This window comes from Oceanobacillus rekensis (assembly GCF_002153375.1).
Lineage (GTDB): Bacteria > Bacillota > Bacilli > Bacillales > Amphibacillaceae > Oceanobacillus > Oceanobacillus rekensis.
The window spans coordinates 68,351-80,635 of the sequence record NZ_MTBQ01000007.1 but is presented as its reverse complement, the minus strand read 5'-3'; the positions used below and the strand labels follow the sequence as shown (position 1 = coordinate 80,635).

General features: G+C 41.9%; 12 protein-coding genes. 1 reads left to right on the top strand and 11 read right to left on the bottom strand.

Translation table 11 applies throughout. From position 1 onward, the window contains the following. Positions 1–68: 68 nt before the first annotated feature. Entirely contained in the window at positions 69–491 is a 423-nt protein-coding gene (locus BV906_RS15995; RefSeq protein WP_087974629.1) for a hypothetical protein, read from the top strand. A gap of 258 nt (positions 492–749) precedes the next feature. Here the strand turns inward: BV906_RS15995 and BV906_RS15990 are convergent, their stop codons facing one another. From BV906_RS15990 to BV906_RS15940, 11 genes are all read right to left on the bottom strand, one after another. Beyond that, entirely contained in the window at positions 750–1,682 is a 933-nt protein-coding gene (locus tag BV906_RS15990; RefSeq protein ID WP_087974628.1) for an alpha/beta hydrolase, read from the bottom strand. A 195-nt stretch (positions 1,683–1,877) separates the two neighbouring features. Further along, positions 1,878–2,999 carry an FAD-dependent oxidoreductase gene (locus BV906_RS15985; RefSeq protein ID WP_087974627.1) on the bottom strand — a complete coding sequence of 374 codons (1,122 nt, stop codon included), beginning with the start codon at positions 2,997–2,999 and terminating at the stop codon, positions 1,878–1,880. Between the two features lie 372 nt (positions 3,000–3,371). Next, positions 3,372–4,121, bottom strand: coding sequence for a GntR family transcriptional regulator (locus tag BV906_RS15980; protein ID WP_176330378.1), 750 nt, complete (start codon positions 4,119–4,121; stop codon positions 3,372–3,374). A 27-nt stretch (positions 4,122–4,148) separates the two neighbouring features. After that, positions 4,149–4,823 (bottom strand): 3-oxoacid CoA-transferase subunit B, encoded by a 675-nt coding sequence (locus BV906_RS15975; protein ID WP_087974625.1) that lies wholly within the window; start codon positions 4,821–4,823, stop codon positions 4,149–4,151. After that, the gene (locus BV906_RS15970; protein ID WP_087974624.1) at positions 4,816–5,511 is read right to left on the bottom strand and encodes a 3-oxoacid CoA-transferase subunit A; all 696 of its coding nucleotides are present in this window, start codon (positions 5,509–5,511) and stop codon (positions 4,816–4,818) included. The genes BV906_RS15975 and BV906_RS15970 overlap by 8 nt, the downstream gene beginning before the upstream one ends. Positions 5,512–5,527: 16 nt before the next feature. Beyond that, entirely contained in the window at positions 5,528–6,481 is a 954-nt protein-coding gene (locus tag BV906_RS15965; protein ID WP_087974623.1) for an MBL fold metallo-hydrolase, read from the bottom strand. 135 nt (positions 6,482–6,616) lie between these two features. Next, on the bottom strand, positions 6,617–8,326 hold the full coding sequence (locus tag BV906_RS15960; protein ID WP_087974622.1) for a CocE/NonD family hydrolase: 1,710 nt from the start codon (positions 8,324–8,326) through the stop codon (positions 6,617–6,619). 153 nt (positions 8,327–8,479) lie between these two features. Next, positions 8,480–8,899, bottom strand: a complete 420-nt coding sequence (locus tag BV906_RS15955; RefSeq protein WP_087974621.1) for a Zn-ribbon domain-containing OB-fold protein — start codon at positions 8,897–8,899, stop codon at positions 8,480–8,482. A 3-nt stretch (positions 8,900–8,902) separates the two neighbouring features. Beyond that, positions 8,903–10,102, bottom strand: a complete 1,200-nt coding sequence (locus BV906_RS15950; RefSeq protein WP_245844223.1) for a thiolase domain-containing protein — start codon at positions 10,100–10,102, stop codon at positions 8,903–8,905. A gap of 140 nt (positions 10,103–10,242) precedes the next feature. Continuing rightward, a complete protein-coding gene (locus tag BV906_RS15945; protein WP_087974620.1) occupies positions 10,243–11,250 on the bottom strand; it encodes a phosphotriesterase family protein in 1,008 nt (335 codons plus the stop codon). Next, positions 11,238–12,278, bottom strand: a complete 1,041-nt coding sequence (locus tag BV906_RS15940) for a phosphotriesterase family protein (protein WP_087974619.1) — start codon at positions 12,276–12,278, stop codon at positions 11,238–11,240. The genes BV906_RS15945 and BV906_RS15940 overlap by 13 nt, the downstream gene beginning before the upstream one ends. Positions 12,279–12,285: the final 7 nt, after the last annotated feature.

Sequence of the window (12,285 nt, the reverse complement as noted above, 5' to 3'; positions counted from 1 at the left end):
GCCACCTCTAAAAACAGTTTACTTTTAAAAACGGGAGGGTAAATATATGCTAGAAAGCTGGTGTGAAAATGAAGAGTTTCTACAAACTAATCCTGACTGGTATCATCGCTGGAGTTGCACTTGCAGCATCGTTGGAAATTACTCAGCGGTTGACAGGAAATCCGGCATCCATTTTACTATACAACATGGATTATATTCCGTTTTTGAAAAAGTGGAATGACATCACTGGGGCAGGGCTTCTTTTTCATTTCATCACTTGCATTGTCAGCGTAGTAATTTTGTTCTATTTACTAAAACCATTCGCACTTGAACGAAAAGTGCTGCCTTATATGGTAACCTATACGGTTGGAGGAGGTATTTTATTTTTCCTAAGTTCCTTAACAGAGACACCACCTGCTTATAATGATTTGGCTGCCTGGATCTACTGGACAGCAGGCCATGCACTGTTTGGAATTATTGTTGGGCTTTTGGTGAGATGTGAAGAAGTATGAGACCTTTCCCACGCTTCAACTAGATTGTTTTGAACTTTAATGAATTATGTTTGCACTTAAAGTGAGAACATATAATTATCTAAAGTCCCCCATCACTGATACGCTGACGCTTTCATACAATAATATGATTTCCTTCAAGGGAGATTAGCTAAAGAAGTGAAAAATTAGCATTACCAAAACCCTCAACTCAAGTTTAAAGAGCCTGTCCCTCATTACTTGATGCTATAAGCAGTGAAAGACAGACTCTTTTTACTAGATTTATTTATTTAAAAATTCACCTGTCCGCTGATAAACATCTTTAAACTCATCAAGATGTGTCCATTTCCCTAAGAAGCCATGCACGACACCATCATATCTTTTTGTCTCAACATGTACGCCAGACTTTCTTAAGTTCTCAGCAAAGCGTTCCCCCTCATCTCGAAGTGGATCATGTTCTGCTGTGATAACAAGTGCTGCTGGAAGGTTCTCTAAATTTTCCTCTTTAATCGGTGAAACGAGTGGATCATTCGGATCTGCACCACCAGATAAGTAGAAAGAGTTAAATTCAGGTAATGCATCTGTTTCCAATCCATAGCCCTTTCTGTTTTCAGTTAAAGATGGATAGCGTGATATATCGCTAAAATCAAGGTCTAAGGAAGGATAAAATAATACTTGTTTTGTAATTGTAAATTCCCTTTTCTCACGAGCCATCAAGGATACTGCTGCAGCTAAATTACCGCCCGAACTATCACCAGAAATAGCAAGATTCTCGCCATCCCAGTTTAATTCTCCCTTATGCTCTGTTACCCATTTTGTCACATTGTAGCAATCTACCAATGCAGCAGGATAGGGGTGTTCTGGGGCAAGACGCATATCAACAGCAATCACTTTATAGCCAGAAACACTAGCAAGCGGACGAGCAATTTCGTCATGACTTTCTAGATTACCCGAGAAAAACGCTCCCCCGTGAAAATACATTAGAATTGGATAAGACGACTTTTCCTCTGGTGTATAAATTCGTACAGGTATATCTGCTTCAGAAGTCGGAACTTTTTTGTCCTCAATCGAATGAACCTGGACACGCTTTTCAAGTGGTATAGAAGGCGCATTCATACTTTTTCTCGCTTCTTCTGGAATGACTTTTATTTCCTCATTTGGATCTGACGCAGGAAAAGTATCAAAAAGTTTCTTTATTTCTGGATGTAATGACATTTGTGAAAGCCTCCCTGTTTTATTTTGCTTCGTTGTCACTTATACAAATTGTAAAGTATCATACCTTACAATTTGTATAAGTAAATCATATTTTCTTATCTTTGTTTCTATTTTGCTATTATTTCATTCTTTTCGCAAAGCATATCTTTTTTGTGAAAAAATAAAGCTTTATAGTTTAAAAGGATGATTATATTACTAATTCGCCTTTTCAAAAGTTTCCTTTTCTGGAAATGCCGTGTCAGATTGTTGTGTTGGCTCCTGACGTGATAATTTTTGATAGACATCTGTTATTGGTTTTCTGACTGACTGAAATTGTTGTAATGCTTCTGGAATGGTATCCGAATCACGTAACGCTTCAGCCAGGGCATGCGCATCTTGAATAGCCATATTTGCACCTGAACCTTGATGATGAAGCATTGCATGTGCAGAGTCTCCAAGCAGTGTAATACGATTAGTGCTCCAGTTATCAAGTGGTTCAATATCAAAAAGTGAGCGACAAGTATAGTCTTCAATCGTTAACGTTTCTGCTATCTTTTGAATATTAGGATCAAAGTTTTTTAATAGGTTTAAGATTCCTTCGTTCGTTACTTCTGGTCTCCAAGATATGTCCTCAGATTTTACCGTCACGTCAAAAGAAAGTTGATTTCTGTGCTCTAATGGTAATAGATATACCATCACATCCCCTTCGACATACACTCTAAATATGTTATCATTAGCAAAATCATATGTGTGCAGGTTATCTACAACTGCCCGATAAGCGTGTGCTTTAGCGGGAACAGGCTCACAGTCATTGATAAATTGCTTACGGATATTGGAACGGATTCCGTCTGCCCCAACAACTAAATCTACTTCCACTTTTTCACCATTTTCAAAATGAACTTCTACATAATCATCATGTTCAATAACTGTTTCGCATTTATATCCTAAATGAACATTCTTAAGTGGAATATGATCCATAAATGTTTCGATGAAGTCTGCTCGATGAATTAATCGCGACCATCTTTCATCTATATTATCCGTTAAAAGTGGCCACTGCTCATTGATTTTTACTTCTCCGTTACCTTTAAGAATTTGCATATAATGGCTTACTGTACTCTTACTTACAATTGCATCATAAATGCCCCAATCCCTGAAACACTTAACAGTTGGTGGCCGCATCCCAATTCCAGCACCAACCTCTCCGACAACTGGTGCTTGCTCATATAAATCAGCCTTAATTCCTGCACTATGCAAAGCAACTGCAGCTGCTGCACCGCCAAAACCTCCACCAATAATAGCAACTCTTAATTCTGAATTCTTTTTTCCCTTTAAACTCATGATTTTTCCCTCCTAGGTTTTTTTGCTAAATATTCTCATATGGTTATCGAAAGTTATTTTATAAATGCCAATATTCGGAAATTTACAACTATTATAATTGAAATGGGATTAACTTATAAAAATCCATTATTACTCGGCAGTTCATTCTTTAAAATTTATAGTTATATTTGAAACCGCTGTCAAATGATCGGTATTTGGATAGTAAAATCTTCACTTTAGAACTCTGGACCATAGACAAACCCCCGACTTCTTACAGTTTTAAAGAGTTTGTCTACGATACGGCATCCAAAAATGATTCCTTTTTGTTTAGACATGCCGACAAATAAGCCAGTGTCACATCAATTTAATCCGAATGAAATCCATTCTTCTTCCTCATCGATTTACTGTAAAGGTGTACTTATAGTCGTCAGCTCTATGGACAGCCCGTCTCCAGCCAATAAGGCGATCATTATGTGTGTACAGTTTGGTCTCCCCAATGAGAACAGGTTCTCCATCATTGATACTCAATTTCTTCGCCTCTTCTATGCTCGCGGCGGTTGCCCACATTTGTTGCTCACCACGGGACAAGGAGATCCCCTGCTCACGCTCAAGAAGCATGAAAACACTCTCTGCCTCCTCAAGCTGCTCTGCGTTCGGTTGAAAGTCCTCTGGAACACATAAATAAGTCTGCGTCCACACGAGTGGCTTTTCCTGAACAAGAATTAACCGAGAGACCTTAAGGACCTTGTCGTTTGGCTCAAGGCCAAGAATAGAAGAAATGTCGTTAGGCGGTTCCATACGACCAATGTCTAAGACAAACGACTTTGATTCCATTCCTTGTTCACGAAGATAGCCGACAAGCCCACCGAGCTCTAGTCCGGGGGGTCTTACTGGAAGTTGTCGCATTGGGAAAGTTCCTTTTGCACGCTCCCTATAAACATAACCCTCATTTGTAAGCTCTTTCAATGCCTGGCGAACAGGCGCTCGACTCACATGGAATCTTTGAACAAGCTCTTCCTCCGTACTGATCGGACGGAGAGGATCGCTATCGCTTGCACGGATTTCTTCGATCAGAATCTCTTTAATTTGCTTATAGAGGGGGACCGAAGAACTGCGGTCAATATTCAGTATTTGTTTATTCATCTTCATCCACCTCCTATGAATCTATGATTACTTGACTAATAATGCTTCACTTCTCTGAAGCGGTGCTGCAGTACGTTCTTGTACTTCTTCAAATTTTACCCCAGGAGCTAGCTCTTTGACAACAAGACCGCCTTCTGTCACATCAATTACCGCAAGATTTGTATAGATACGGTCTACACATCTAGTTGCTGTAAGTGGAAACGAACATTCTTCAACGATTTTCGCCTCTCCCTTATTAGTGCAATGCTGCATAAAAAGGAAAACCCGTTTACTGCCAACAGTAAGGTCCATGGCACCTCCTACACGTCCAAGCGTAGCATTTGGGAGCTTCCAACTGGCAAGATCACCATGCATCGAGACCTGGAATGCCCCAAGTACTGCTGCATCAAGGTGACCACCACGGATCAATGCAAATGATTCTGATTGCGAGAAGTAGGAGCCCCCTGGTTTTAATGTGATTGGTTCCTTTCCAGCATTCACAAGATCTGGATCCTCTTCACCGGCTTCAGGTTTTGGACCTAATCCGAGAAGTCCATTCTCACTGTGCAAAATGATTTCCCGGCCTTCCGGAATGTAATCGGCAACAAGTGTCGGTAAACCAATTCCAAGATTAACAAACCATCCATCTTCCAGGTCTAGTGCTAATCGTGAAGCTAACTCCGGCATTTTCCATCCCATTACTTCTTTTTGGTCTTTACTCATTTACTAATACCCTCCCTTCATGTTGCGCTTCCACTTGTATTAAACGATCCACATAAATACTAGGCGTTACAATTACTTCTGGTTCAATCTCTCCTACTTCTACAATTTCACTTACCTCAGCGATTGTAATTTGTGCTGCAGTCGCCATCACCGGGTTAAAGTTACGTTGCGTCTTTCGGTAAACAAGATTACCCCAACGGTCTGCCCGGTGTGCCTTGATAAAAGCATAATCACCTGTGATTGCATGCTCTAAAAGATGCGACCGTCCATTGAATTCACGCATTTCCTTGCCTTCACCAAGTTCCGTGTTTACTGCTGTTGGTGTGTAAAAGGCTGGGATGCCCGCACCACCCGCACGGATACGCTCCGCTAATGTTCCTTGAGGGGCGATTTCTAACTCGATTGTGCCACTCTGGAGACGCTCAATCAAATCCTCAGCGTGTGGGCCAACAGGGAAAGAGCATATAATCCTTCGCACTTGATTGTTACTAATAAGTGCTGCTACGCCATCGCTCACTGCACCAATATTATTTGAAACAACTGTTAAGTCCTTTGCTCCTTGCTCTGTGAGGGCTGCAACAAGATGTGACGGTAGTCCGCTTCCCCCAAATCCTCCAACGAGCAGTGTCGCCCCATCTTTCATGTCTGCAACAGCTTGTGCTGTACTTTCAAATTTCTTATTGATCATTTATATTTTCCTCCTTTCATTTATTCTGTGCAGCCATAAGTTCTTTTTGATAACCGTGCATTGTCACAAAGAAGGCACAAGGCAAGTTACGTGGATCACCTGTATAGCCAATCTCGGATGCGATTGATTCAAACGGTCCATATAACCCTTCCCCTTCATTTGACTTTCCACCTCCAGATAGATGCCGCCCGACAACGTCAGCGAGCTTCACATCCATCTCGAGACTTGCTTTAAGAACAGTGGAAACCTGCTCCTCCTCCACTACTGGATGGATAATCACTCCGTTTGAGTCCTGGAAATGATGCCCTAAGTATAGGCGCTTCGGACGCACTTCCTCAAGAAGATGCTGCACGCTCCTGCGGTAAAGCATAGGGTCTTCAATCGTAGGAATTCCACTCTTTACACCACCAAACATTTGCACAGCATCAGCTGCAAAAGCCCAGTTTAGGTCATCAAGGACAAATGTCACCGATCCAACCGAGTGTCCTGGTGTTTCCACTACGGTAATAGACACATCACCACCAAGCGATATATGATCGCCTTCAAAAACTTCTAGGGTTGGCTCCAAATCTGCTCCGATGTCGTTTAACAGGATTGCTTTATGCTTTCCTTGTATTTCCGCATCCAAGTATTGCCCTTGAAGTTGCTTATAGTCTGTTATTTGTGCACTGCGATCACGAAGTAAATATGCTTCCTTCCGAGGAATTACAACTTCAGCAAGCCCTCCTGTTTTCTCCCATATTGCTCGGGCGCCACCAAGATGGTCAACATGCCCATGAGTCAGAAGAATCCAGCGAATATCTTCCATACGTATGCCATTCGCAGCAAGAACTGCCTCAATTTCGTTTGAAGCGGATGACGCAATACCAGTATCAATAAGTGCAGGCTCTGCAGCGTCGATATAGTAGGCGTATGCAGATGTTGGGCCAAATTTACATTCGATTGGAATAACACGTACGGAATCCTTCATGTCGTTCACTCCTATAGTTAATTTATTCCACAGTGCCTACTTATTTTAAAACGAAGGAGGCACTACAAATTGTTTTTTTTTGCAGGAGATATAGCCTGATTAAGCAATATGAATTATTTAATGTTTCCTTCTGCCTCAGTTTGCACTTGGGTTTCCAACAACGCTAAACTCTTTCGGGATGACTGGTAATACTAAACGTGAATGATGATCTTTGTCCCTATAGATTTTATGTGTTGTCGCACGTCCACTTGGTAAGTGATAGCTATCTGGTGGTAATAATTTGGTATCCTCTCCATCAAGGTCTTCATTACAAGCAAGATCTAATTCAATACGATGTCCGGCTTTAATTAAGAATGAGAAAGGATATAAGCGAATCGCATACTTGATAATTTCACCAGGTGGTACCGGTACCGCACGATCATGTGGATGCCATGGCTCACCATAGATTGACTTTTCTTCATTTAGTTCACGGTGAGAGGCTTTTAAATAACCGGATGTCATTAATGTACGTTTACCATTAGGATCCACATCATAAAGCTTCGCAATGAAGTTTGTATCATCTGTATCGATTTTTGCATGTATATATAATGCTCCTGTACCTGTTATCTCTACTGGCTCTAAAAATTTTTCACTCGACCATTTAATTGATTCTGATTTCGTTGATACTGTTAATGGTGCTTGGTAGAAGCCATCTGGATGTGCATATTCAGATGTTAATGGTTCTGGTTTCTCGCTTATTTTATGGCGAGGACGTAAGTAGAACTCTTTCTTTTCTTCATTTGGCAATGGCCACTGATCCTCACCACGCCATTTGTAAGACCCTTCTACAGAGAACTGTACGGTTGGTTCATCCATAATGCCTGTGTCAATCCCTTTTAACCAGTAATCATACCAACGGAACATTTCATCATGGTTTTCATGAAATGGACGTTCTAACATTGGTGGAAGTGCTTGGATATCAAGTTTTTTAATGCCTGATACTTTGTGAAAAGCTTCGATTGTGCCCTCAACATTCCAACCGCGACCCCATTTTGCTTGTAAATAAGTTGGGATGGTTACATTACCCGCTACTTCAATTGCACTGTTTTCTTGCCAAAATGGTCCATCAAGTGGGTTTAATAAGTAATCCATCCATAATTCGTGACGATCTTGGTAATGCAGTAGGTGCACGAAATCTGACCAATGGGCGATATCTGGATCGTTTAAGCGTTCCTGTGTTTTTTGTTTAAGCTCTTCTTTTGTGAATACTTTCGAGCTCTTACTTGCTACATTATTAAATGCGTTAGCACTATCGCCCCCGCGTCCTTCACGAGAAGCACGTGGCATTAACCACATGATGCCACCGTGATAACAAAGTTCATAGAGATCGAAGTGACCACCATTTGCAAAGATGGCTTTTAAGTGTGGTGGTTGTTCCGCGGCACCTAATAGTTGAATAGATGCAAAGTATGAAATACCGATCATCCCAAGATTGCCGTCACACCAATCTTGCTGTGCTAACCATTCTACGATGTCATAGATATCTTTACCGTCTCCATGACCACCAGAGTTATAGTTACCACACATTTGACCTTCTGAACCGCCAGTACCACGTGTGTCTGCGATAATATGTGCGTAACCACGAGATACTACTTCATTAATATCACCTGCTTCAATCGCACCATTCCAAAGATGACTTGGACGTGCTTGTGGAGGCAATGTTAACGCCTGTGCTTGCAGTTCTTTACCATATGGGCTAAGAGCAAGTAATGCTGGTACTTTCTCTACACCTTCAGGAAGGTAGATATCAGCAGCGATATGTACGCCATCACGCATCGGGATTTTGACATCTTTTTTGATAATCATTTTAATTCGCTCCTCTTCTTTGTCCTTCTAAGTATGTGTTTAAGCATGTGATTACTTGAAACCTACTATTTTGAAAAGCTTACTATTTGCAGAATCTTAAATCTAATTATCTTGTTAAAGTCTATTTATAACACTTTAGTCATGCTGTCTTTATCATCCTTTAACAGGTGTGAAACATGGTATAAAAGGACCTGGATTATCCTGATCTCCACTTTGCTTGAATACCACTTTTACTTTTTGATTCATGTGTATCCTATCCAGGTCAAAATCAACGATATTTGTCATCATTTTCGGACCTTCATCTAGCGTAACGTAAGCGATCGCATATGGAGCTGGCTTTGCACGTCGCATCACGCTGAACGTATAAATATTACCTGTACCCTTTGCTTCCTTCCACTTCGTCTTATCACTCATACAAAATGGACAAAGCACGCGTGGGTAGTAGTGATATTCACCACAGGATTCACATTGCTTTACAAGTAGCTTTCCTTCTGCGGTAGCATCCCAATACTCTTTATGTTCCGGATGAACTTCAGGGATTGCCATTTTTCTTTCCTGTTGTGGTGTCTCCATGATTTACACCCTCTCCATAATAAGTGTTGCACTACAATGACGGCTTCCAAGGCCTCCACCAATACCATTAACCAGTGCGATGTCACAATCTTTCACTTGTACTTCCGGATGTGCTTCCTCGCGCAGCTGACGAACAGCTTCAATCAGTTTTGTCATGCCACCTCTGCTTGTCGGATGATTATTATTTAATCCACCGCCATCTGTATTGATTGGCAAGTTGCCAATACCTGCAATCAGATTTCCATCTGCTACGAATTTTCCACCCTCACCTTTCTTACAGAAACCAAGGTCTTCGAGCTGCATGATGACCGTAATCGTAAAACTATCATAAATTCCGGCGTATTTAATCTCGGCAGGATTTACCCCTGCTTCTTCAAAGGCCGCTTTCCCAGAATGAACAGCAGCCGTATACGTCATATCCATATTGCCACCCATCGGGCCTTTCGGAGACTCTCCAGCGCCAATTACTTTAATAAGTGGCCGTTTGAGACCTCTAGCAATTTCTTGGTTCACAACTACTAATGCACCGCCACCATCACTGACAACACAGCAGTCCATAAGATGTAATGGATCGGCAATCATTGGAGAATGGAGCACATCTTCAACTGTTACCAAATCTTTTAATCTTGCATTTGGATTATACTGGGCATGATGGGAGGCGGCAACCTTCACCCATGCCAACTGTTCACTAGTCGTCCCGTATTTATGCATATGAAGACTAGCGGCCATTGCGTATTCATTCACCGCTGTTGGTCCATAAGGGATTTCAAACGGTACTTCTGGTACATTCGGAGTGAACTTTTTTGGTTTGACACCACTTTTTCCTTCTGCACGTGGACGTCCACCCATCGTAATCAAAGCAACGTTACACTTACCTGCAGTGATAGCCTGTGCTGCATGTGAAACATGTGCAATGTAAGAAGAACCGCCAGTTTCCGTTGAATCCACATGTCTTACATTCAGTCCCAGATAATCAACCATGGACAAAGCTCCACCTGGTGCATCACCTGCACAAAAATAACCATCGACATCCTGAAGGGTGAGCCCTGCATCCTCTAATGCACCTTTTGCACATTCAGCATGTATCGCCGCAACAGATTTATCTTCAACCAAACGTTTCGGGTGTTCGAATGCTCCTGCAATATATGCTTTGCCTTCAATACTCATATTCGTAAAACCTCCGTGGTTCTGATCGAATTTCACTAACCCCACCTCGCCTCTCTATTTATGCAAGAACTGAGTCAGGAATTTCGATTAATTGTTAAATCATACACACAAACTTCTAAACCTTTTATTTATTATAGATACTAGCGAGTAAGATGAACTTTCATTAAACACTTTCATTAAACCTGTGCGGTTGCTTTTTTAGCCGCTTCCACTAAGTTAGGCTGTGGGTCTTGCATCGTTAGGAAAGAAGCTGGGGTATCGACAAGCAACATTTTGACTGTTTCGTCGCTAACTCCTCGATCTTTAAGGTCAGGAATGAAATTTTCAAGTAATTCTGCAACCGAATGTTCCGTCGATGCCCAACCTAGTGCAAAACAGTTTGCATCACAAGAAATGATTGCGCGATTTGCATATCCTGCATTGAAAAGATTCATCACCTGATCGAGACGTTCTCCCTTTGGCCGTGCCCAGAATGGAGCTGGGACTTCTGGTGTCCCTTTCTCTGTATCAAAACCGATCGTATCATAGCCAACGTAAGCGCCTCTCTCAGCAATTCTGAAATCTCGCTCTGGGTCAAGCCCTTCTTTACCATCTGAATGACCAATTACTATTCGGTCTAATGATAGCCCTTCCATTTCAATCAAATCCATCTGTCGATCAGCATCAATTGACAAATGTGTAAGGATGGGTACACCCGCAGCACGTGCTGCTCTTGCTGCTGCACGGTAAACCCTTTCATCCAATTCACTTAAACCACCGCGGCTGACACCTGCTTTGATGGCACCTGCTTTGACGTTGGTCCCTTCTATTCCGACAGTGATTTCGTGATAGAATAGGTCTGCTAAGTATTCAATCGACTTATCACGGAAGTATGGAAGCACTGTATCACCTGAAACAAACCCTGTCATGGGAACGATGTTTACACCAGTTACACGTGAGACGACTTGCCAATATGAAATATCACGTCCGGTTCCGATTCCGGTACAGTCTACAATGGTTCTGCCACCAAGTTCACGAAAGCGACGAAGCTTGTTGATTGTCACCTCAAGCATTTTTGGACGAGCTTCCCACCATTTTGTATCCAAGTCACATCCTGGAAGTCCGAATCCAATATGCTCATGCAATGCTGTAACTCCAAGTTGTTCCGTTGCAATTGGTCCGAGAACAGTGTTTATTTTACCCATGTTATATCCACTCCTTCTACTTCTGGTTTGAATAGACCTTTTTCCCCTTCAAGAGAAAGGATACGTTGAGGATTTACCTCCAATAATTGCTTCACTTGTTCTTCCGTAGCTCCTGCTTCACGAAACATCGGTACAAAGGATGTAAGCACATGATCAAATCCTATCTGTGAAGCTTCATGACCGACCGCATAGCCAACAGCATTACTTGAGATGATTACACGATCGCCAAGACCTTCTTTGAATAACTCTAAAACTAACTGCGCACGTCTGTCATTACTAACATATCCCCTATTTGGTGTCCAACCAGCATGATCCAGTGCAACTATAGCACCACGGCGAGCAATTGTTAGAGCATCGCCTCTTTCATCTGCATCCAAACTGTCAAGACCACCTACAATCACACGGCTTACATCAAGTCCTTCTTTTTCTAATATATCCAGTTCGTATACAGGGTCTTTTCCTGCCTGAATGGATACTGCTGCACCCGTTTGTAGTGCTGCTTGCGCAGATCCGCGGTAAAGATGTTTTTCAAATTCTGTGATTCCATCCTTATTAGCTGCAGTACAAATTAAACCAGCCGGACCTGTGCGTTCACGACGTGGAATAACAGTTCCTTTCGTTATTTCATTCGCAAACATTTCTGCAAGTCTATCAAGTGGCATTGGTCCAGGTGGCTCAGTTTGCTGTGTAGTGAAATAGGAACCAACCATCGTACCGGGTCCAAGACCAGTCGATGCAATGATATGTACGCCAGTTTCCTTAGAAAGTGTCCGGTAAAGCTGTACATTACGTCCTTTAAACATACCACCGTTATCAACAATTGTTTGTCCGCCTAATCGTTTGTACTCTATTAGAGCCACCTTTAATGCATCATATTGTTTTTGCTGATCCATTTCAATTTCAGGTGCAAATTCGGCTCCGGGTATGATAGAAAGTATTTGTACTTGTGGAAGAACTACCCCAAGTTCATCAGCCGAAATCGGCCCTAGAACAGTTTGAACTACATTATCTTTTAAATGATCTGCCATTTTTAAA

Coding starts and splice junctions, on each gene's coding strand:
- BV906_RS15980 (WP_176330378.1), bottom strand. CDS start 4,121: ATGAATAAACAAATACTGAATATTGACCGCAGTTCTTCGGTCCCCCTC.
- BV906_RS15975 (WP_087974625.1), bottom strand. CDS start 4,823: ATGAGTAAAGACCAAAAAGAAGTAATGGGATGGAAAATGCCGGAGTTA.
- BV906_RS15995 (WP_087974629.1), top strand. CDS start 69: ATGAAGAGTTTCTACAAACTAATCCTGACTGGTATCATCGCTGGAGTT.
- BV906_RS15960 (WP_087974622.1), bottom strand. CDS start 8,326: ATGATTATCAAAAAAGATGTCAAAATCCCGATGCGTGATGGCGTACAT.
- BV906_RS15965 (WP_087974623.1), bottom strand. CDS start 6,481: ATGAAGGATTCCGTACGTGTTATTCCAATCGAATGTAAATTTGGCCCA.
- BV906_RS15985 (WP_087974627.1), bottom strand. CDS start 2,999: ATGAGTTTAAAGGGAAAAAAGAATTCAGAATTAAGAGTTGCTATTATT.
- BV906_RS15970 (WP_087974624.1), bottom strand. CDS start 5,511: ATGATCAATAAGAAATTTGAAAGTACAGCACAAGCTGTTGCAGACATG.
- BV906_RS15945 (WP_087974620.1), bottom strand. CDS start 11,250: ATGGGTAAAATAAACACTGTTCTCGGACCAATTGCAACGGAACAACTT.
- BV906_RS15940 (WP_087974619.1), bottom strand. CDS start 12,278: ATGGCAGATCATTTAAAAGATAATGTAGTTCAAACTGTTCTAGGGCCG.
- BV906_RS15955 (WP_087974621.1), bottom strand. CDS start 8,899: ATGGAGACACCACAACAGGAAAGAAAAATGGCAATCCCTGAAGTTCAT.
- BV906_RS15990 (WP_087974628.1), bottom strand. CDS start 1,682: ATGTCATTACATCCAGAAATAAAGAAACTTTTTGATACTTTTCCTGCG.